Here is a 21,298-nt window from a genome sequence, read left to right as displayed (position 1 = left end):
GATCAATCGCCCGAGGTGCTGGGGGCGCCATCGCCGCGTGGTCCGCGACGGCGGCGGCTGCCACCGCGACGACGACGCTGGCCGGAGGGCTGTTGGTCGTCCTTGGCGTTGAGGTCACGAATCATGGTGCGGCGCTGGCTGTCGCTGGCGTCCTGGTAGTCGGTCCACCAGTCGCCCAGGCCATCGGTCTTCTCGCCAGCGCTTTCGCGCAGCAGTAGGAAGTCGTAGCCAGCGCGGAAACGCGGGTTTTCCAGCAGCAGGTCGGCGCGCTTGCCACTGCGTCGTGGCAGGCGTTCCTGCATGTCCCAGATTTCGCGGATCGGAATGCTGAAGCGCTTTGGAATCGCAGTGCGCTGGACCTGTTCCATGATCAGTCCATGAGCGGCTTCCTGCATGGCCGGGATCGGCGGCATGCCGCGCTCCTGCAGTTGCGCGGCGCGGGTGGGCAGGGCGGGCCAGAGCAGCGCGGCGAACAGGAAGGCCGGGGTAACGGGCTTGCCCTGGCGGATACGCTCGTCGGTATTGATCAGTGCCTGACGGATCAGTCGCCCGGTGTATTCGGGGTTGCGCTCCAGCGCGGCAGCGCTGGCCGGGAACAGAGGCGCGAAGAGGTCGAACTCCACCAGCAACTCGAACGTGCGTTCGGCCTTGCCGGCCAGGAACAGCTTGAGCACTTCATCGAACAGGCGTGCGGAGGGGATTTCGCGCAGCATCGGGGCCAGGCGGCGAATGGGTGCGGCGCTGTGTTTCTCGATCTCGAAGTCCAGCTTGGCGGCGAAGCGCGCGGCACGCAGCATGCGCACCGGGTCTTCCTGGTAACGTTGCTCAGGAATGCCGATCAGGCGCACCAGGCGGTTGCGGATGTCGTGCACACCGTGGGCGTAGTCGAGGATGCGCTCGGTGGTCGGGTCGTAATACAGCGCGTTGATGGTGAAGTCGCGACGCTGGGCGTCGTCTTCCAGGCTGCCATAGACATTGTCGCGGAGGATGCGCCCGCTTTCGTTGCGTGACGCCTGGCTGCTGTCTTCGTCTTCTTCGCCTTGCGGGTGGTTGGCGCGGAAGGTGGCGACCTCGATGATCTCTCGGCCGAACTGCACGTGGGCCAGTTTGAAGCGGCGGCCAATTACCCGTGCGTTGCGGAACTCGGCGCGGACCTGTTCCGGGGTGGCGTTGGTGGCCACGTCGAAATCTTTCGGGCGCAGGTTCAGCAGCAGGTCGCGAACGCAGCCCCCCACCAGATATGCCTGGTAGCCGGCCTTCTGCAGGCGCTCGACGACCATGACGGCGTTGCGGCTGATGTCCGAACGGCGCAGCGAATGCTGATTGTTACCCAGTACTTCGGGAGTGCTGCGCGGATGTTGCGCGCGGCGAAGGGGAGAACGGAAAGACTGGAACAGCTTCTTCAGCATGGGATGCACTGTTTTGCGGGATGGTCGGCCAGAAAAGGATATGGGCGCACGATGGCCGCGGATTCTAGCACTGAGAGGGGGGATGTTGAAGGAAAGGTCTGACAGGTGTCAAAGCTACTGGGGGAGCCGAAGCTCCCCCCCAAATTGGTGCGTGCTTTGTTTTTATTGTGTCGGGCTTGGTGTTTTTGTTGTTCGACCCGCTCCAGCAGGCTTTCTGCCTCTGGAAATGCCCTCCAACCGAGGGTTAATAGCAAACGGATTGCTTTGGACGCTGATGGTGCCGTGATCATTCCATGACCCAACCAGTACAGGTGCTGTCTCAGGACAGTTTTATTGTTCTCGGTCTGGCTGTGGGGCGAGCCCCAAAGGCAACTCCTCTCCAAAAGAATCAGTTAGCTGCGCCTCCGCTGTCTTGTTTTTATTGTGCTGGAGTCGATACGTCTTGTTTTTATTGTGGGTTCAGCAGTTGTTATTGTTGTTGTGCCAGATATAAAGCAGATGCCGTGCCAACTTTTGCGTTTCCTTGTAAATCAATGGTTTGCGAGGTTGTCGGCCTGAGCGATGGGCAAAAAAAAGCCGGGTTTCCGTTACCTTTGAACCCGGCTTTGTTACGTGATGTTAGGCGGGGTAACAATGTGGGGAACTTGAGGTGTTCCCCGGTTGTCACCTGCGCCGGCCGCTCAAGGGCTGGCGGCAGCACCCGATTTACGGCGCGGAATGCCCAGGCGTTGGCGGCGTTCCCACAGGCATTTGCGGCTGATGCCCAGCTTGCGGGCCAGCTCGGTTTCGGTCATGTGGTCCTGGTGCTCGAGCACGAAGTGCTGGAAGTAGTCTTCCAGGGACAGGTCTTCGGTGGGCTCGTGGGCGGTGTTGTTGGCCTGGGCCTGTGGAAGGCCGTCGCTGAAGTCTTCGTCGTCCAGGTCATCCAGCTCGATATCGATACCCAGCAGGTCCGCCGAAATATCGGGGCTCTCGCAGAGGATCACCGCGCGCTCGATGGCGTTTTCCAGTTCACGCACGTTACCCGGCCAGCTGTAGTGCCGGATGGCCTGTTCCGCGTCAGAGGCGAAGCGCAGGTTGTCGCGGCCCATCTGCGTGCACTGGCGCGTGAGGAAAGAGCGGGCGATTTCCAGCACGTCGTTTCCGCGCTCGCGCAGGGCGGGCAGCTTCAGGGAAATTACGTGCAGGCGGTAGTAGAGGTCTTCGCGGAACTGGCCAGTCTTGGCCAGAGTCTTGAGGTCGCGGTGGGTCGCGGCGATCAGGCGGACATCCACCTTCTGCGACTGCACGGAACCGACACGGCGGATCTCGCCCTCCTGCAGGACACGCAGCAGGCGCGCCTGGGCTTCCAGGGGCAGTTCGCCGATCTCGTCGAGGAACAGGGTGCCGCCGTCGGCCGCTTCTACCAAGCCGGCACGACCGGCAGTGGCCCCCGTGAAGGCGCCTTTCTCGTGACCGAAGAGCTCGGACTCGATGAGGGTTTCCGGAATCGCTGCGCAGTTCACCGAAATCAGCGGAGCCTTGGCGCGGCGGGACAGGTTGTGCAGGGCGCGCGCCACCAGCTCCTTGCCGGTGCCCGACTCGCCCTGGATCAGGACGGTGGAATCGGTCGGGGCCACTTTGCGGATCTTGCTATAGAGCTCGAGCATCGCCGGGCAGGAACCGATGATGCCGATCTCGCCGTCGGCGTTGGCGGCTGCGGCCTTGTCACCGCCACGGCTGGCGGTCGGGCGATCGCCGGGGGCGGACTTGGCGTCCTGGCGCTCCTTGAGGATGCGCGCCACGGCCTGGAGCATTTCGTCATGGTCGAAAGGTTTGGCGATGTAGTCGACCGCACCCATCTTCATCGAATCCACCGCCGAGCGCAGGCTGGCGTAGCTGGTCATGATCAGCACCGGGGTGCCTTGGGCCAGCTTGATGAGTTCGGTACCGGGAGCGCCAGGCAGGCGAAGGTCGCTGATGATCAGGTCGAAACCGGGAATGCTGTATCGCTCCTGGGCTTCCTGAACGGAGCCCGCCTCGCTGACCTGGTACTGGTTGCGTTCCAGCAGGCGTCGCAGGGCAGAGCGAATGATGGTTTCGTCTTCGACGATCAGAATATGTGGCATTAATTCGGCTCTCTAGACGGTCTCAGCTCACGGCGTATGTCGCTTCGACAAAACGAGGCAGCGTCACCCTGATTCGGGTGCCGCGCTGGTGCTCGGAGTCGGCCGGGCTTTCGATGGTTATCTGTCCATAATGCTCTTCCACGATCGAATAGACCAGTGCAAGGCCAAGGCCGGTCCCTTTCCCTGGGTCCTTGGTGGTGAAGAAAGGTTCGAAAAGGCGGTCCATGATCGCCTTCGGAATCCCGCTGCCTTCGTCTTCGACGATGAGGTCAACGGTGTGCTCCGAAGCTTCGCTGCGCACACGGATGGCGCTGCCAACAGGCGAGGCGTCGCGGGCGTTGGACAGCAGGTTGATGAGGACCTGGGCGAGGCGCTGCGGATCGCCCTCGGCTATGTGGTGCGGCTCGCAGAGGTTGAAGAAGTTCACCTCGACGCTGCGCTTGTTCAGCGACAACAGCCCGATTGCATCTTGTGCCACCTCCGCCAGGCAAACCGGTTCGCTGGCCTGTTGGCGGCCGCCGGCATGGGCGAAGCTCATCAGTGACTGGACGATGCGGGTCACGCGCTTGGTCTGTTCGAGGATCTGGCTGCTGAGTTCCTTGATCTCGGCATCGCCCTCACGTTCTTCGCGCAGGTTCTGCGCCAGGCAGGCGATGCCGGTGATAGGGTTGCCGATCTCATGGGCCACACCGGCCGCCAGGCGCCCGATGGAAGCCAGGCGCTCCGAGTGCACCAGTTTGTCTTCCAGCAACTGCGTATCGGTCACGTCTTCCACGAGCAGTACGAGGCCGCTGCTGCCTGGAGCCAGGGGCTCTTCGATCGCCGCCTTGTGCAGGTTCAGTGCGCGGGCCTGACCGTCCAGGGTCAGACGCTGTTTGTGCAGGTGTTCATCGGGCAGGTTGATGAAGCCTTCCAGCAGGCCCTTCCAGGGATCGGCGATGGTGGACAGGCGCGACCCCACCACGCGCTGAGCCGGAATCTCGGTCAGCTCTTCCATGGCGCGGTTCCACATGAGGATTTCCTGATCCTTGGCCAGGGAGCAGACGCCCATGGGCAGTTCCTGCAAGGTCTGCCGGTGATAGCGGCGCAGGGCGTCCAGCTCGGCGGCAAGGCCGGTGAGGCGTGAGTGGTAATCCTCCAGCCGGCTTTCGATGAAGTGAATGTCTTCGGTGACGTAACCCTCGCTGCCGGATTTGTAGGGCAGGAAGGTTTCCACCATGTCCTGGGCCACGCTGGGGCCCATCAGGCCGGAGAGGTTGGCTTCGATGCGGTCGCGCAGGCGGCGCAGGGCATAGGGCCGGCGCTCGTCGAAGGGCAAGTGCAGGTCGCGCAGCGCCTGTTCCACTTCCTTTTGTGCGGTCTTCGCGCCCAGGGGCTTGGCCAGTTGGGTGGCGAATTCCTGGGGTGAGCTGGCCACCAGTTCGCGTCGTTGCGGTCGGCGGACGTTGTCCACGGTGCAGGCCTCGGCGGCGCTGCGTTCTTCGGTGCTGGCTTCAGTGAAGAGCGATACCAGGGTGAAGATCAGCACGTTGGCGGCGAGGGAGGCGATGGCTGCGATGTGCCAACTGGTGTCGTCGAGCACGTAGATAGCGTTGAACAGCGGCAGGTAGACGCCCTGCAGGTTGCCCACCAGCGGCAGCAGCATGGCGAACAGCCAGACGATGAAGCCCGCCAGCAGGCCAGCGATGAAGCCGCGGCGGTTGGCGGTCGGCCAGTAAAGCACCGAGAGCGCGCCGGGGAGGAACTGCAGGGTGGCGACGAAGGCGACGATGCCGAGGTTGGATAGATCCTGCTCGGCACCCAGCAGCAGGTAGAAGCCGTAGCCGGCCATGATGATGAAGGCGATCAGCGTGCGGCGGGTCCACTTAAGCCAGCGGTAGATATTGCCCTCGGCCGGCGGTTGATATAGCGGCAGCACCAGGTGGTTGAGTGCCATCCCGGAAAGGGCAAGTGTGAGGACAATGATCAGACCGCTGGCGGCGGAAAGGCCGCCGACGTAGGCGAGCAGCGCGAGCACCGGATTATTGACGGCGATGCCCAGGCCCAGGGTGAAGTATTCCGGGTTGGTGGTGGCCCCCAGTTTGAGGCCGGCCCAGAGGATCAGTGGGATCGCCAGGCTCATCAGCAGCAGGAACAGCGGCAGGCCCCAACTGGCGCTGACCATGGCGCGCGGATTGAGGTTCTCGGTGAACGTCATGTGGTACATGTGCGGCATGACGATCGCCGAGGCGAAGAACACCAGCAGCAGGGTGCGCCAGGGACCTTCCTGTAGCGGTGTGTGCAGCGTGGAGAGAGCTTCTTGGTTCTGCAGTAGCCAGAGCTCCAGCTCGCGTGGACCGTCGAACACACCATACAGGGCATAGAGGCCGATGCTGCCCAGGGCCACCAGCTTGACCACCGATTCGAAGGCGATGGCGAACACCAGGCCGGCGTGTTTCTCACGGGTGGCGATATGGCGCGCGCCGAAGAGGATGGTGAAGAGGGTGATCAGGGCGCAGAAGCTGAGGGCAACGCGGTTATGTACCGGCTCGCGTGTGAGGATGCCAATGGAGTCGGCCACGGCCTGGATCTGCAGGGCCAGCAGCGGCAATACGCCGATGATCATGATCACCGTGGTCAGGGCACCGGCCCAGGTACTGCGGAAGCGGAAGGCGAAGAGGTCGGCCAGCGATGAGAGCTGGTAGGTCCGGGTGATGCGCAGGATGGGGTAGAGCAGCACCGGCGCGAGCAGGAAGGCGCCCGAGACGCCCAGGTAGCTGGCAAGGAATCCGTAGCCATACTGATAGGCCAGCCCCACCGTGCCATAGAACGCCCAGGCGCTGGCATAAACGCCGAGCGACAAGGTGTAGGTCAGCGGGTGGCGAATGATCCAGCGTGGCACGAAGCCCCGGTCACTGAGCCAAGCCACGCCGAACAGAGCAAGAAGGTAAGCCGCGCTGATCAGGATCAGCTGGGTGAGGCTAAAGCTCATCAGCATCGCGTTGACTCTGCAGAATGAAGGTCACCACGATCAGGATCAGCCACAGCAGGTAGGGACGGTACCAGGCGCCATTGGGGTCGATCCACCAATCCATGATGGCGGGAGAGAACAGGTAGATTCCCACCACCAGGAGCAGGACCAGTCGATAGATGTACATGCCACAAATCTCGTCGTGTCTGCGGCGATGGTAGCGAAAGCACCACGGCGCCGCGAGTGCCCCTAGCGCAGTTGCGCTTCGGCCAGTGTCCGGCTACGCGGGATGAGCTCGGCATCCCAGTGTGCGATCCCCCATCCCAGCACTTCGCGAGGACTTGCGCCCGCCAGTTCGGCGGGAGGCTTCTGGCCGAGCGCGCGTAGCGCACGATTGAGCAGCGGGCCGGCGCTGTCGGCAGGGAGCGGCGGTGAGCGATACGACTTGCCGAGCTTGTGGCCGTCCGGCTGGATGATGAGCGGCACATGCAGGTAACGCGGCTGGCTCAACCCCAGCAGTTCCTGCAAGTAGAGCTGGCGCGGCGTGGAGTCCAGCAGGTCGGCGCCGCGCACCACCTGGTTGATACCTTGCCAGGCGTCGTCCAGCACCACAGCCAGTTGGTAAGCGTAGAGGCCGTCGCGGCGGCGAATAACGAAGTCTCCCACTTCCCGGCCCAGATGCTGGCGGTATTCGCCCTGTACGCGGTCGACGAAGTGGTACTCGAGCTCCGGCACGCGGATGCGGATGGCAGCGTTGTGCTGGGGGTGCTGGGCGTTGCGGCAGAAGCCGGGATAGATGCCCTGATGGCTCTCCAGCTGCTTGCGCGAGCAGGTGCAGGCATAGGCCAGGCCCATTTCGTACAGGCGGTCGATCACCTCGGCATAGGTGTCATGGCGGCTGCTCTGGCGAACCATTTCGCCGTCCCACTCGAAGCCGTAGCTTTCAAGTGTGCGGAGGATTGCCGTCTGGGCACCTTCGACCTCTCGTGGTGGGTCGAGGTCTTCCATGCGCAGCAGCCAGCGGCCGCCGTTAGCGCGGGCGTCGAGATAGGAGGCGAGGGCAGCGACCAGCGAACCAAAATGCAGGTAGCCGCTGGGCGTTGGGGCGAAGCGCCCGATGTAGGCGGGGGACGTCATTGGGGCGGGGCCCTAAAGCAACGGGGCGCCGTTGGCGCCCCGTTTCGGTATCAGGAGCCGAGCTGCTTTTCCTTGATCTCCGCCAGGGTCTTGCAATCAATGCAGAGGGTGGCGGTGGGGCGGGCTTCCAGACGACGGATGCCGATCTCGACGCCGCAGGAGTCGCACCAGCCATAATCGTTGTCTTCGATCAGCTGGAGGGTCTCGTCGATCTTCTTGATCAGCTTGCGTTCGCGATCACGGGCACGCAGTTCCAGGCTGAACTCTTCTTCCTGGCTGGCACGATCGGCCGGGTCGGGGAAGTTCGCGGCTTCGTCCTGCATGTGGTGCACGGTACGGTCCACCTCTTCCATCAACTCCTGCTTCCATTTGTTGAGGATGTTGGTGAAGTGAGCGCGCATGCGGTCGCTCATGTACTCCTCGCCCTTGGTCTCTTGGTAGGGCACGAAGCCACGAATCAACTGGCTGTTCTGTTGTTTTGCATTGGTGGGCATGGATGGCCGCCTCTCACTTTCTTAATCCATTGCGCAGGATTATGGTCCATCGCCGGCGATGCCGGCCCTGCGGCTGCAAGCGGGCGAACTTACCAGATCAAATCCGGGTGCGCTACTCCCCGACATCACGCATGCTGCAGCGTCCAAGGACCATTGGTTAGAATCCTCTCTTTGCCTTAATAAAGGAAGGCCCATGGCTCAGTCCTACAGTGCGCGCAGCCGCGCCATCGAACCCTTCCACGTCATGGCTCTGCTGGCCCGTGCCAACGAACTCCAAGCAGCTGGTCACGATGTGATCCACCTGGAAATCGGCGAGCCGGACTTCACCACTGCCGAGCCTATCGTCCAGGCCGGGCAGGCTGCCCTGGCCGCCGGGCATACCCGTTACACCGCTGCTCGTGGCTTGCCGCAATTGCGCGAAGCCATCGCCGGCTTCTACGCATCGCGCTATCGGTTGAACATAGACCCTGAACGCATTCTCATCACCCCCGGCGGTTCCGGCGCCTTGCTGCTGGCCAGCAGTCTGCTGGTGGACCCGGGCAAGCACTGGCTGCTGGCCGACCCCGGTTATCCCTGCAATCGCCACTTCCTGCGGCTGGTCGAGGGTGGCGCGCAACTGGTGCCGGTGGGGCCGGAAACGCGCTACCAGCTGACGCCGCATCTGGTCGAGCGGTACTGGGATGCCGACAGCGTGGGGGCCCTGGTCGCTTCGCCGGCCAACCCGACCGGCACGGTCCTGCATGCCGACGAACTGGCGGCTCTGTCGCAGACGCTCAAGGCGCGTGGCGGCCACCTGGTGGTGGACGAGATCTACCATGGCCTGACCTACGGGATGGACGCCAGCAGTGTGCTGGAGGTGGATGATGATGCCTTCGTGCTGAATAGCTTCTCCAAGTATTTCGGCATGACCGGCTGGCGTCTCGGCTGGCTGGTGGCGCCGTTGAACGCTGTGCCCGAGCTGGAGAAGCTGGCGCAGAACCTCTATATCAGCGCGCCGTCGATGGCCCAGCACGCCGCCCTGGCCTGCTTCCAGCCGCACACGCTGGCAATCCTCGAGCAGCGCCGGGATGCATTCGCCCATCGCCGCGACTACCTGCTGCCAGCGCTGCGCGAGCTGGGCTTTAGAATCGCCGTGGAACCTGAAGGCGCCTTTTATCTGTACGCGGATATTTCCAACTTCGGTGGCGACGCCTACGCCTTCTGCCGCCACTTCATCGAGACCGAGTACCTGGCCTTTACTCCTGGACTGGACTTCGGCCGACATCTGGCCGGGCAGCACGTGCGCTTCGCCTATACACAGAGCCTGCCGCGCCTCGAAGAAGCCGTGCAGCGTCTGGCCCGTGGCCTGAAAACCTGGGCGGTGCAATGAGGTTCGTCCCGACGCTGGAAGAGGGCAGGCTCCTCCGGCGTTACAAGCGGTTCCTTGCTGATATCGAGACGGCATCGGGCGAACAGCTGACGATTCACTGCCCCAATACGGGCTCGATGCTCAATTGCATGAGCGAAGGCTGTCGGGTCTGGTTCAGCCGCTCCAACGATCCCAAGCGCAAGTTGCCCGGTACCTGGGAGATTGCCGAGACCCCGCAGGGCCGGCTGGCGTGCGTGAACACCGCCCGCGCCAATGCGCTGGTGGAAGAGGCGCTGCAGGCGGGCGTCATCCGTGAGCTGGCCGGTTTCAGCGCCCTCAAGCGTGAAGTGGCTTATGGACTGGAGAACAGCCGTGCCGACTTCCGTCTGGAATTTCCTGCCGGCCCGGCCTTCATCGAAGTCAAGAGCGTCACCCTCGGGTTCGACGGCACGCCCGTCGCTGCCTTTCCCGACGCCGTCACCCAGCGTGGTAGCAAGCACTTGCGCGAGCTGGCCGCATTGGCCCGTGATGGCGTGCGCGCCGTGCAGCTTTACTGCGTGAACCTGTCAGGTATCGAGGTCGTGCGTCCGGCCGAGGAAATCGATCCGGCCTATGCGGCGGCCCTGCGTGAGGCCGTTGCTGCCGGTGTCGAAGTGCTGGCCTATGGGGTTGAGCTGAGGCCGGAAGAGGTCCGCGTCTGTCGTCGCCTCGATGTCAGACTCTGACGCTCAGGCGCCTCCCAGCAGCCAGATCCCCTCGACATCTTCCTTGCAGCCCACGGGTTGCAAGGCATCGCCGACGCAGGGGCCAGTCACGCATTCACCGGATTCGATGAGAAAGAGTGCGCCGTGGGTGGCGCACTGGATCAGGCTGCCGCTGTGGTCGAGAAACTGGTCCGGCATCCACTCCAGCGGGATGCCGCGATGCGGACAGCGGTTCTCATAGGCATGGACCTCGCCATGCCGGCGCACCAGCAAGAGTTTCAGGCCATCAACGACAAAGCCCCGGCTCTGGCCTTCGGCCAGTTCAAAGGGGCGGCAGAGCAGGATCATCGGCATCTCCACGGCAGGCGCGCATTATCGCGCGTCGCCGTGGCTTGCCAAGAGGGGCACATCCCTGTGCTGAGAGGTCAGGCGGATCATCTCGGCATGAAGCCGGCCGCTCCACCGTGCTAGCGACTTTTCCGCGATTGCCGCGCTCATTCGTCAGGTCATACGGACGAACGCGTCTGTGAGTCGGGTGCCGACCCTAGTAGCGCTGATGGATAATTGCAAATCATTATCAATTATCTAGTGTCACCTGACAGACTGCGGTGCCATGCAATTCGTGTCGCTGAATCACAAGGAGCTTCAGATGAGCCTGCAAACTTCGATCTCCAGCCCGGTCTCCCCCCTCTACCAGACCTGGCAGACGCTGCGTTCCGAGCAGCCTCGCCTGCGCGCCCGGGATGCTGCCCGGCGCCTGTTCGTCAGTGAGGCTGAGCTGACCGCCAGCCGCCTCGGCGTCGATGCCGTGCGCCTGCGCCCTGACTGGGCCGACCTGCTGCCCGCCCTCGGCGAGCTGGGCTACATCATGGCGTTGACCCGCAACGAGCACTGCGTGCATGAGCGCAAGGGCTACTACCGTGAGGTGTCGGTTGCGGCCAACGGCCAGATGGGCCTGGTGGTGTCGGCGGATATCGACTTGCGCCTGTTCATGGGCGGTTGGACCAGCGTATTCGCGGTGGCCGAGGATACACCGCGTGGCACCCAGCGCAGTATCCAGATCTTCGACCAGCAAGGTAACGCCGTGCACAAGGTGTTCCTCACCGACGACAGTGAGCTGGCGGCCTGGGAGCCGCTGGTGGAGCGCTTCCGCGCCGAGGAACAGAGCACCAGGCTGGAGCTTCGCCCGCAGCCTGAGCCCGCTGTAGCCAAGCCCGATGCCGAGATCGATGTGGCTGCCCTGCGCGAAGGCTGGGCGGCGCTTAAGGACACTCACCACTTCTTTGCCCTGCTGAAGAAACACGGCGCCGAACGCATCCAGGCGCTGCGCCTGGCCGGGAGTGAGTGGGCCGAGCAACTCGACACCGCCGAACTGCCGCGCCTGATGGAGGAAGCAGGCGCGCGCAACGTGCCGATCATGGTGTTCGTCGGCAACCGTCACTGCATCCAGATCCATAGCGGCACCGTCAGCAACCTGAAATGGCTGGATACCTGGTTCAATGTGCTTGATCCAGAGTTCAACCTGCACCTGCAGACCGCCGGCGTGGTCGAGCTCTGGCGTGTGCGCAAGCCCAGCACCGATGGCGTGATCACCAGTTGGGAGGCCTTCGACGCTGAAGGGCAACTGGTCGTGCAATTGTTCGGCGCCCGCAAACCCGGTATTCCTGAGCGGGAAGACTGGCGAGCCCTGGCGGAAAGCGCATCGGCGCTCTGAGTTCGAACAGCCAGGGGGATACGCCCCCGGTGCAGGCCAACGCCCTGCGAACGCAGGGCGTTGGCGTTTCCCGCATTCAGCGATGGAGTTGTTTTCGATGCGTCTAGTTGTCGGTCTGGCCAGCCTTTGCGCGGGCATCGTGTTTTCTCAGCAGGCCGCTGCGGCCGAAGCGCTTCCCCAGCGATGGGTCAGTGCCGGTGGTTCTGTAAGCGAGTGGGTCGTGGTCCTGGGCGGCCAAGGCAAGCTGGTCGGCGTGGACACCACCAGCCAGCACCCCGAGGCGTTGAAGGCCCTGCCCAGCATCGGATACCAGCGGCAGTTGGCGGCAGAGGGCATTCTCTCGTTGCGTCCGGACATCCTCGTCGGAACTGAAGAGATGGGGCCACCGCCGGTGCTGGCGCAGGTCGGTGCCACGGGGGTTCGCGTCGAGCACCTGGCCTCGACCGCTGACCTTTCCACCCTGGAGAAAAACCTCAAGTTGATCGGCGCTCTGCTGGGCGATGAGGCGCGTGCCACCCAGGCCTTCACGGACTACCGCCAACGGTTGCAGCGCCAGTCTGACTGGGTGGCGAAGGTGCAGCAGACGCAGGTGGCGCCGAAAGTGCTCTTCCTGCTCGGCCATGCTGGCAGCAGCCCGCTGGCGGCCGGCAAGGACACCTCGGCCGCCTGGGTAATCGAACGCGCTGGCGGACAAAACCTGACCGACCACCAGGGCTACAAGGCTATCTCCAGCGAGGCCCTGGCCGCGCTCAATCCCGACGTGGTGGTGATCGCCGATCGCCGCCTGGAAGGCGACGCCGCCCGCGCGGCACTGCTCAAACAGAACCCGGCGCTGGCTACCACCCGCGCCGCGCGCGAAGGTCGCCTGCTCAGCCTGGATCCGACCCTGTTGGTGGGCGGGCTTGGGCCGCGCCTGCCTGATGGCATGGCTGCGCTCTCCGCGGGCTTCTATCCTTCGGCTCCGGCCCTGACCGAGAAAAGCCCGAGCCAGCCATGATCGCGCCTGTTCATTCCCGCCCATTGTTCATTGCCCTGGGCGCTCTCTTGCTACTGGCACTGTGGCTGTCGCTGGCGCTGGGGCCGGTCAGCCTGCCCCTGGGGGAAACCCTGCGCGCAGCATTGCGCATGGCCGGTCTGCCGTTTTCCGGCGAAGGGCTGGAGCAGGCCGAGCTGATCGTCGGGCAGATTCGCCTGCCCCGTACCCTGCTTGGGCTGGCAGTCGGCGCGGTGCTGGCGTTATCTGGCGTCGCCATGCAGGGTCTCTTTCGCAATCCGCTGGCTGACCCCGGACTGGTGGGCGTTTCCAGCGGTGCTGCATTGGGCGGGGCTGTTGCGATTGTCGGCGGGGCCGCGCTGGGCGGGTTACCGGAGGTCTTCGCCCCGTATCTGCTTTCCATTTGCGCCTTTGTCGGCGGGCTGGGCGTCACCGTGCTGGTCTATCGCCTGGGGCGGCGCGACGGTCAGACCAATGTGGCGACCATGTTGCTAGCCGGCATTGCGCTGACTGCACTGGCTGGCGCCGTGATCGGCCTCTTCACCTACCTGGCCGACGACGCCACCCTGCGCAGCCTGACCTTCTGGAACATGGGCAGCCTCAACGGTGCCAGCTACTCCCGACTCTGGCCGCTGCTGATCGTGACCCTCGTCGTGGTCTTCTGGCTGCCGCGCCGGGCCAAGGCCCTGAATGCGCTGCTGCTGGGCGAGTCCGAGGCACGCCACCTGGGCTTCGATGTCGAACGGCTGAAGCGCGAGTTGGTGTTCTGCACCGCCCTTGGCGTCGGTGCGGCGGTGGCCGCGGCTGGACTTGTCGGTTTCATCGGCTTGGTGGTGCCGCATCTGGTTCGCCTGGTCGCAGGGCCGGATCACCGTGTGCTGTTGCCGGCGTCGGCCCTGGCCGGGGCCAGTCTGATGCTGCTGGCCGATCTGCTGGCGCGCCTGGTGCTGGCGCCGGCTGAACTGCCGATAGGCATCGTCACCGCGCTGATCGGGGCCCCCTTCTTCCTTTATCTCCTGGTGCGAGGTCGTCCCTGATGCTGCGCGTGGAACAACTGGACGTGCTGCGCGGCGGCAAGCAGGTGCTGACGGGCATCGACCTGGAACTGCAACCCGGCGAGGTGCTTGGCGTGCTGGGCCCCAACGGCGCTGGCAAGAGCACCTTGCTGGGCGCCTTGTGTGGCGAAGTTACGGCAGCGGCAGGCGAGGTCAGCCTGGATGGCCGTGCCCTGAAGGGCTGGAATGGCCCGCAGCGGGCGCGACGCCTGGCCGTATTGCCGCAAAGCTCGACCCTGAATTTCGCCTTTCGAGTCGAGGAGGTCGTGGCCATGGGCCGTATGCCCCACGACACGGGGCGCGAACGGGATGCCGAAGTGGTTGCCGAAGCGCTGGCGGCCGCCGATGCCGGCCACCTGACCGGGCGCAGCTACCTGGCGCTCTCGGGGGGTGAACGTCAGCGGGTTCACCTGGCTCGGGTGCTGGCGCAGCTCTGGCCGGGAACTGCCGGGCAGATTCTGCTGCTCGACGAGCCGACCTCGGCGCTCGATCCGTTGCACCAGCACATCACCCTGCAAACCGTGCGTACCTTTGCCGATCGGGGCGTGGCGGTGCTGGTGATCCTCCATGATCTGAACCTGGCCGCGCGTTACTGCGACCGCTTGCTGCTGCTCGCCGATGGCCGGACGCATTTGCTGGGGCCACCGGAAGTGGTGCTGCAAGCTGGACCGCTCAAGGCAGTGTTTGGCTTGGAAGTGCTGGTGCAACGTCACCCGGAGCGGGGCCATCCCCTGATTGTCGCCCGTTGATTCGAACAAGGATTTCCCATGCGTCTTCTTTTGCTCTCTCTTTTCGGCCTGGTGGCTGCCTGCCAGAGCCTGCCGCCGCTGCCCGAATGGCAGAGCCCAGAAGGCCGCGATCATCCTGAACTGGGCGTGATTCGCGATCTGCGCAGTGGTGAACGGCTGACCCCGGAGCACCTGGTGGAACGGCTTGCCGCCCAGCCGCGAGTGCTGATTGGAGAGCAGCACGACAACCCGGACCATCACACTCTGCAGCTCTGGCTGTTGCAAGCGCTGGAGGCCCGTCGCGAGCAGGGCAGTTTGCTGCTTGAGATGCTCGAACCTGGGCAGCAGGGCAAGGTGGATGGAGTGCGCAAGGCGCCACTGTCGGCGGACCTGCCCGGCGCTCTGGCCTGGCAGAAAAACTGGGACTGGACGCTCTACGGCCCGATCGTGCGGCATGCACTGACGCAACCTTACCCGCTGCTGGCCGCCAACCTCGACCGCAGCGAGATCACGCGCATCTACAAGGAGCGCCCGGCCCTGCAGGGCACGCTGTCTACCGCTGACAAAGTGCGTGGGCCATTGCTTGAGCAGATTCGCGAATCCCACTGTGGCCTGCTGCCGGAATCCCAGATGCCTGCCATGCTGGCCGTGCAGCAGCAGCGTGACCGGCGCATGGCCGAGCGCCTGCTGGCCGCGCCTGCTCCCGCGTTGCTGTTCGCCGGAGCCTTCCATGTGCGCCGCGACTTGGGCGTGCCTTTGCACCTGGCTGATCTGGGCAAGGCCAAAGGCAATGTGGTGCTGATGCTTTCCGAGGTGGGCAAGCCGGTGGAGCAGGGCACCGCTGATTACGTCTGGTACACCGCGGCGCTGCCACCGATCGACCACTGCGCCGGCATGCCCGAACAGATGGCACCGGCGCGCTGAAGGTTCAGCACGAGGTAAATCGCAGGCAAAAAAAGACCCGGCAATTTGCCGGGTCAAAAACCGTGATTAGCCTGATGAGGAGATAACCTGAAGAGTCCGACTGCTTGGTCTCCCAGCTTACCGGCTGATCTCGCGATCAGTTGTGCGAATAATAACAATTCTCATTTTCGAGTCAAGCGTCGATCCACATTTTTTTCGTGAGCCGTAATCGCCCCCGGAAAGCAGAAACCCCGGCACATGGCCGGGGTCGCTGCTTTCCGGATCAGGCCCTGTCGGGTGACAAGCGCAGTTGGGTGACTTCCTTGTTCAGCAGGTCGATCCGCCGCGCCATGCTCTCGATCAGGCTGTGGGCGATGCGCGGATTGCTCTGCATCAGGCTGAGGAACTGCTCCTTGGGAATCACCATCACGGTGCAGGCCTCGCTGGCGATCACCGTGGCGCTGCGGCGCTCGCGGGTGAACACGGCCATGGCACCGAAGATTTCGTCCCTCTGTACGTCGCCCACCTTCTGTCCATCGACGAAGGCTTCGGCATGTCCTTCGATGATGATGAACACATGGTCGGCTTCGTCGCCCTGGCGGATCAGTTCTTCGCCCGCTGAGAAATGCTGGAAGCCGGTGGATGGACGCACATCCGGCTGTTTCAGGCGCGCCACGACATCCGAGAGCAGGGCGGTATGGCCCACCAGGTACTGGATGAAGAGTTCCTGGCGTTTCTCGTTGCCGTAGATGTGCTTGAACACGTCGCTGCGATTGAACGGCAGAAGGCTGATGGGTTCATCGCTGCTGTAGCGGCAAGAGGGCAGGTCGATGCCCTGGCGCAGGCCCACCAGGTCGCCTTCTTGCAGATAAAAGAGCGGGCGTTCGTCGACGATGGCATGCAGCAGGCCGTTCTCGATCAAGAACAGCTGGTTGCCTGGCAACTGCGGCGACAGGTCATCGATTTGATCCAGACGTACGGCTGGCCCGCCGGGTTCCAGTCCGTCGAGCAGCTGCCCAGGGATGCTTTGCAGTCTGTTGATCAGCTGGTCGGCGTAGGCCGGTTGCTCCCCGAGTAGGTACATGGCAGTAATTCCTTGAACTGACTGGAATGGCGTGACACACGAAGGTCCCTGAAACAATAGGGACCTTGGCCAAGCCCGTAAATCTCTCTCGGTGGAGGTTGTGAGCTAGCTCTTGTTGTGGGCGACTGGAGTATCCAGCTGGTGGTTCAGTTCTGCCTTGTGGCCGGGCGTCAGATCGTTCCAGTGCACGTCCAGCAGGGCACCTTCGATCGCATAGAGCAGTACCTTGGACGCTCTGAATCCCCGCGCGCGGACGGCCTTGTAAGCGCTCACGGCACCAAGCCTGCGCAGGTCCGAGGCGCTGTGGATACCGACGGCGTGCAGCCATTGCGCTGACGTTTTCCCCAGATTCTTCATGTGTTGCAGTTCGTCGTTCATCGAGCCTCCTTGCATTGGGACAGTGCACGAGAGGGACAGGGCTGTGGATAAGTGTAGCGGCCATTCGTGTCGTGTGGCCTTGTGCTATCGCTCCATCCTCGTGCGTTCCATGCGCGGAAAACGATCATTGCTGATGCGATAGGGCTGGTTCCTGGTCGCTTCTTGTGGGGGCAGGTATTGCCTGGCCGCTAGAACGTGCTGGCGATTGGGAACGGGCTCCGGCTACGCGGCCGAGAGTGACTCTGCCGGCAGTATAGAAGCCGCGCCGGATGTTGCCCGGCGCGACGTGGTTGGGCTCAGACGCCCGGCAGGTGTTGGCGGATGAGCTCCACCAGGCCGTCGAGGCTTGAGGCCTGATCGGTGTCGATACGCTTGCTTTGGGTGAGCTCATGGCCATCCAGCGGCTCGCGGTTGGCCAGTTGGGAGCGCACAACGTCCATCGTGGCGTCGGACGGGTCGCGACCTTCGGTCTGGCGCTGGGCCAGCCAGGCTTCAATCACGGCCGCCGGGGCGTGGCAGTCGAGGATCAGGAAGGGCGTGCCGGTCTCCTCGGCGACCTTGCACGCTGCCTTGCGCTGGTCGTGCTTGAGGAAGGTGGCATCGATGACCACCGGGAAGCCGGCGTGCAGCGCGGCGTTGGCCAATTGGTTCAGGCGTTCGTAGGTGGCCGTGCTGGCGTTGGCGTTGTAAATGCCGCTTTGCAGACCGGTAGCTTCGCTCTGCTGCTCGCCGAACAGGCGCTTGCGCTCGACGTCCGAACGCAGGCGAATGGCGCCGAGGGCTTCCACCAGGCGCAGGGCCACGTGGCTCTTGCCCGAGCCCGAGACGCCGTGGGTGATGGCGAGGAATGGCGAGGGAATGGCGCTGTAGCTTTCAGCCAGGCCGGCGTAGTTGCGGTATTGGCGGACGGTGGCGGCCTTCTGCACGGCATCGGCTTGGTGGGCCAGGCTGAACAGAGCGATCTTCGCCCGTACCAGCGCGCGGTAGGCCTTGTAGAAGTTGAGCAGCTCCAGGCCGTCGTAGTCGCCGGTGTGTTCCAGATACTGGCTGACAAGGCGGCGGGATAGGGACTTGAGGCCGCGATCTTCCAGGTCCATCGCAATGAACGCGATGTCGGCGTAGACGTCGGTGAAGCGGAAGGGCTCGTTGAACTCGATGCAGTCGAAGAGCACCACCTGGCCATCGATCAGCGTGGCGTTACCTAGGTGGATGTCGCCGTGGCATTCGCGGATGAACCCTTCCTGCTTGCGTCGTGCCAGCAGGGGCTTGAGGCGCTCGTGGCTGCTTTCGGCCCAGGCTTCGAGGGCGTCCAGTTGCTGCAGGTCGGCTTTGTCGTTGAGCAGCGGGCGGATCTGCTCGAAGTTCTGGCGGACGGGCATCATCACGGAATCGGGCGTGCCCAGCGGGTGCTCGGTCGCAACTTGCGGAGCGGCAAGGTGGAAACTGGCGATCTGCCCTGCCAGGGCGTCGACGTGTGCGGGGGTCAACTCGCCACGGGCCTGCAGGGCACTGAGCAGGTTGTCCTGGGGGAACTGACGCATCTTCAGCACGTACTCGAAGGTCGGGCCTTCACCGCCGAGCTGCGGCGCTTCGGAGCTGCCGGTGATCGGCAGAACTTCCAGATAAAGGTCGTGCGTCAGGCGCTGGTTGAGGCGCAGCTCTTCGCCGCAGAAATGCTGGCGCGAGTCGAGGCTGGTGAAATCGAGGAAGCCGAAGTTCACCGGCTTCTTGATCTTGTAGGCATAACTGCCGGTCAGCAGCACCCAGGATATGTGCGTCTCGATCACCTGGAACCGGTCCACCGGATGCGGGTAGAGCGCGGGATTCTGCAGGGCGGCTATCAGGGGCTGGCTCACGGGCGTTCCTTGTTCACTCGCTATTGAAGGCCCGCATTATCGCCGCTGAGGGCCGGGCTGCAAACCGTCAGGGCGTGCCTGTTGGCTGTGGATAAAGTGCGTATAATGCGCCGCCATGACACGTCCCCGATCCCCCAAATCCCGCTCTAAACGCCGTTCCAGTGGCTTTCGCCCATGGCTGGGCTGGGCCGTAAAACTGGGCCTGGTAGGCCTGGTGGTGCTGGCCGGTTTTGCTATCTATCTCGATGCCGTGGTGCAGGAGAAATTCTCCGGCAAGCGCTGGACTGTGCCCGCCAAGGTCTATGCCCGGCCGCTGGAGCTGTTCGTCGGCCTGAAGCTGTCCAAGGACGACTTCCTCAAGGAGCTGGATGCCCTGGGATATCGACGTGAAAGCCTGTCCAATGGCCCTGGCGCAGCATCGGTATCCGGCGGCACCGTCGAGCTGAACACCCGCGGTTTCCAGTTCTATGAAGGTGCCGAACCGGCCCAGCGCGTTCGCGTGCGCTTCTCGGGCGACTATGTTGCCGGTCTGACCCAGGCCAACGGTGCCGACCTGGCTGTGGCCCGTCTGGAACCGCTGCTGATCGGCGGCCTGTATCCCGCGCACCATGAAGACCGTGTGCTGATCAAGCTGGATCAGGTGCCGGCTTATCTCGTCGAAACCCTGGTGGCCACCGAAGATCGTGAGTTCTTCAATCACCACGGAGTGTCCCCGAAGTCCATCGCCCGCGCCTTCTGGATCAACGCGACCGCCGGCGAGCTGCGCCAGGGCGGTAGTACGCTGACTCAGCAATTGGTGAAGAACTTCTACCTGACCAGTGAGCGCAGCATTTCCCGTAAGGCCACCGAGGCCATGATGGCGGTGCTGCTGGAGCTGCATTACGACAAGCGCGAGATCCTCGAGGCCTACCTCAATGAGGTGTTCCTCGGCCAGGACGGCCAACGCGCCATCCACGGTTTCGGCCTGGCCAGCCAGTACTTCTTCAGCCAGCCGCTGTCGGAGCTGAAGGTTCACCAGATCGCCCTCCTGGTTGGCATGGTGAAGGGGCCTTCGTATTACAACCCGCGTCGTTTCCCCGAGCGCGCGCTTGAGCGCCGCAACCTGGTGATCGACTTGCTGGCCGAGCAGAGCGTCATCACGCCCGAAGAGGCCGCGACCGCCAAGCAGAAACCCCTGGGGGTGACCCAGCGCGGCAGCCTGGCCGACAGCTCCTACCCGGCATTCCTTGATCTGGTGAAGCGCCAGCTGCGGGAGGACTACCGTGAAGAGGACCTGACCGAAGAAGGCCTGCGCATCTTCACCAGCTTCGACCCCATCCTGCAGTCCAAGGCGGAAACCGCCCTGAACGAGACCCTGAAACGCCTGTCTGGGCGCAAGGGTGTTGATCAGGTGGAGTCGGCCATGGTCGTGAGCAATCCGGAAACCGGTGAGATCCAGGCGCTCATCGGCAGCCGCCAGCCTCGCTTCGCGGGCTTCAACCGTGCTGTGGACGCGGTACGCCCCATTGGTTCCCTGATCAAGCCAGCCGTCTATCTCACCGCGCTGGAGCGTCCCAGCCAGTACACCCTGACCAGTTGGGTGGCCGACGAGCCCTTCTCCGTGAAAGGGCAGGACGGCCAGGTCTGGCGCCCGCAGAACTACGACCGCCGGGCCCATGGAACCATCTACCTGTACCAGGGGCTGGCGAATTCCTACAATTTGTCGACTGCCAAACTGGGCCTGGAACTGGGCGTGCCCAATGTGCTCAAAACCCTTGAGAGACTTGGCGTTTCTCGCGAGTGGCCGGCCTACCCCTCGATGCTCCTTGGCGCTGGCGCGCTGAGCCCGATGGAGGTGGCGACCATGTACCAGACCCTGGCCAACGGCGGCTTCAATACTCCGTTGCGGGCGATTCGCAGCGTGCTGACGGGTGAAGGTGAACCGCTCAAGCGCTATCCTTTCCAGATTCAGCAGCGCTTCGATCCTGGCGCCATCTACCTGGTGCAGAACGCTATGCAACGGGTGATGCGCGAAGGTACCGCGCGCTCGGTGTACAGCCAGCTGCCATCGTCCCTGACCCTGGCGGGCAAGACCGGCACCACCAACGACTCGCGGGATAGCTGGTTTGCCGGCTTCAGCCAGGACCTGCTGGCAGTGGTCTGGCTGGGGCGCGATGATAACGGCAAGACGCCGCTGACCGGTGCTACCGGCGCGCTACAGGTCTGGACCAGCTTCATGCGCAAGGCTGACCCGCTGCCGCTGGATATGCCGATGCCGGATAACGTGGTGCAGGCGTGGATCGATCCGCACAGTGGCCAGGGATCGGACCCAAGCTGCCCGGGTGCGATGCAGATGCCTTACATTCGTGGTAGCGAACCTGTCCCTGGCGCACCGTGCGGCCTGGGCGCACCCGTGGACTCGGTGATGGACTGGGTTCGCGGTTGGATGCAATGAAC

The 21,298-nt window shown here is 63.7% G+C and carries 18 protein-coding genes; 8 read left to right on the top strand and 10 right to left on the bottom strand.

Going from position 1 to position 21,298, the window contains the following annotated elements:
• Positions 1–2: 2 nt before the first annotated feature.
• From THL1_RS24295 to dksA, 6 genes are all read right to left on the bottom strand, one after another.
• Entirely contained in the window at positions 3–1,409 is a 1,407-nt protein-coding gene (locus THL1_RS24295) for a polynucleotide adenylyltransferase PcnB (RefSeq protein WP_069085628.1), read from the bottom strand.
• Between the two features lie 680 nt (positions 1,410–2,089).
• Positions 2,090–3,517: a sigma-54-dependent transcriptional regulator gene (locus THL1_RS24290; RefSeq protein ID WP_069085627.1), complete on the bottom strand. Its 1,428-nt coding sequence runs from the start codon at positions 3,515–3,517 to the stop codon at positions 2,090–2,092.
• Positions 3,518–3,539: 22 nt separating this feature from the next.
• The gene (locus THL1_RS24285; protein WP_162493738.1) at positions 3,540–6,494 is read right to left on the bottom strand and encodes a sensor histidine kinase; all 2,955 of its coding nucleotides are present in this window, start codon (positions 6,492–6,494) and stop codon (positions 3,540–3,542) included.
• A complete protein-coding gene (locus tag THL1_RS29915; RefSeq protein ID WP_003095129.1) occupies positions 6,478–6,654 on the bottom strand; it encodes a hypothetical protein in 177 nt (58 codons plus the stop codon). Before THL1_RS29915 ends, THL1_RS24285 begins: the two co-directional genes overlap by 17 nt.
• Before the next feature lie 62 nt (positions 6,655–6,716).
• Positions 6,717–7,604: a tRNA glutamyl-Q(34) synthetase GluQRS gene (gene gluQRS, locus THL1_RS24280; RefSeq protein WP_069085625.1), complete on the bottom strand. Its 888-nt coding sequence runs from the start codon at positions 7,602–7,604 to the stop codon at positions 6,717–6,719.
• Between the two features lie 50 nt (positions 7,605–7,654).
• The gene (dksA, locus tag THL1_RS24275) at positions 7,655–8,098 is read right to left on the bottom strand and encodes an RNA polymerase-binding protein DksA (RefSeq protein ID WP_028630036.1); all 444 of its coding nucleotides are present in this window, start codon (positions 8,096–8,098) and stop codon (positions 7,655–7,657) included.
• Between the two features lie 193 nt (positions 8,099–8,291).
• Between dksA and THL1_RS24270 the strand changes: the two genes are divergently transcribed.
• A complete protein-coding gene (locus THL1_RS24270; RefSeq protein ID WP_069085624.1) occupies positions 8,292–9,467 on the top strand; it encodes a pyridoxal phosphate-dependent aminotransferase in 1,176 nt (391 codons plus the stop codon).
• Positions 9,464–10,171, top strand: coding sequence for a DNA/RNA nuclease SfsA (gene sfsA, locus THL1_RS24265; protein WP_069085623.1), 708 nt, complete (start codon positions 9,464–9,466; stop codon positions 10,169–10,171). Before THL1_RS24270 ends, sfsA begins: the two co-directional genes overlap by 4 nt.
• Positions 10,172–10,174: 3 nt before the next feature.
• Here the strand turns inward: sfsA and THL1_RS24260 are convergent, their stop codons facing one another.
• A complete protein-coding gene (locus tag THL1_RS24260) occupies positions 10,175–10,498 on the bottom strand; it encodes a Rieske (2Fe-2S) protein (protein WP_069085622.1) in 324 nt (107 codons plus the stop codon).
• Positions 10,499–10,799: 301 nt separating this feature from the next.
• Between THL1_RS24260 and THL1_RS24255 the strand changes: the two genes are divergently transcribed.
• From THL1_RS24255 to THL1_RS24235, 5 genes are all read left to right on the top strand, one after another.
• On the top strand, positions 10,800–11,864 hold the full coding sequence (locus THL1_RS24255) for a hemin-degrading factor (protein ID WP_069085621.1): 1,065 nt from the start codon (positions 10,800–10,802) through the stop codon (positions 11,862–11,864).
• Between the two features lie 97 nt (positions 11,865–11,961).
• Positions 11,962–12,861: a heme/hemin ABC transporter substrate-binding protein gene (locus THL1_RS24250; RefSeq protein WP_069085620.1), complete on the top strand. Its 900-nt coding sequence runs from the start codon at positions 11,962–11,964 to the stop codon at positions 12,859–12,861.
• Positions 12,858–13,895, top strand: coding sequence for a FecCD family ABC transporter permease (locus THL1_RS24245; RefSeq protein WP_069085619.1), 1,038 nt, complete (start codon positions 12,858–12,860; stop codon positions 13,893–13,895). Before THL1_RS24250 ends, THL1_RS24245 begins: the two co-directional genes overlap by 4 nt.
• Positions 13,895–14,662, top strand: coding sequence for a heme ABC transporter ATP-binding protein (locus THL1_RS24240; protein ID WP_069085618.1), 768 nt, complete (start codon positions 13,895–13,897; stop codon positions 14,660–14,662). The genes THL1_RS24245 and THL1_RS24240 overlap by 1 nt, the downstream gene beginning before the upstream one ends.
• 18 nt (positions 14,663–14,680) lie before the next feature.
• A complete protein-coding gene (locus tag THL1_RS24235; RefSeq protein ID WP_069085617.1) occupies positions 14,681–15,565 on the top strand; it encodes a ChaN family lipoprotein in 885 nt (294 codons plus the stop codon).
• A 262-nt stretch (positions 15,566–15,827) separates the two neighbouring features.
• Here the strand turns inward: THL1_RS24235 and THL1_RS24230 are convergent, their stop codons facing one another.
• From THL1_RS24230 to THL1_RS24220, 3 genes are all read right to left on the bottom strand, one after another.
• Positions 15,828–16,628: a Crp/Fnr family transcriptional regulator gene (locus THL1_RS24230; RefSeq protein ID WP_069085616.1), complete on the bottom strand. Its 801-nt coding sequence runs from the start codon at positions 16,626–16,628 to the stop codon at positions 15,828–15,830.
• Between the two features lie 105 nt (positions 16,629–16,733).
• Positions 16,734–17,006: a TfoX/Sxy family protein gene (locus tag THL1_RS24225; protein ID WP_069085615.1), complete on the bottom strand. Its 273-nt coding sequence runs from the start codon at positions 17,004–17,006 to the stop codon at positions 16,734–16,736.
• Between the two features lie 296 nt (positions 17,007–17,302).
• Positions 17,303–18,862: an AAA family ATPase gene (locus tag THL1_RS24220; protein ID WP_069085614.1), complete on the bottom strand. Its 1,560-nt coding sequence runs from the start codon at positions 18,860–18,862 to the stop codon at positions 17,303–17,305.
• 115 nt (positions 18,863–18,977) lie between these two features.
• Here THL1_RS24220 and mrcB point away from each other — a divergent pair, with 115 nt between their 5' ends.
• Positions 18,978–21,296, top strand: a complete 2,319-nt coding sequence (gene mrcB, locus THL1_RS24215; protein ID WP_069085613.1) for a penicillin-binding protein 1B — start codon at positions 18,978–18,980, stop codon at positions 21,294–21,296.
• The last annotated feature ends 2 nt before the right edge of the window (positions 21,297–21,298 follow it).

This window comes from Pseudomonas sp. TCU-HL1 (assembly GCF_001708505.1).
In the GTDB taxonomy this organism is placed as follows: domain Bacteria; phylum Pseudomonadota; class Gammaproteobacteria; order Pseudomonadales; family Pseudomonadaceae; genus Metapseudomonas.
Note: the sequence above shows the minus strand (reverse complement) of the source record. Positions and strands in the feature narration are given on the sequence as shown.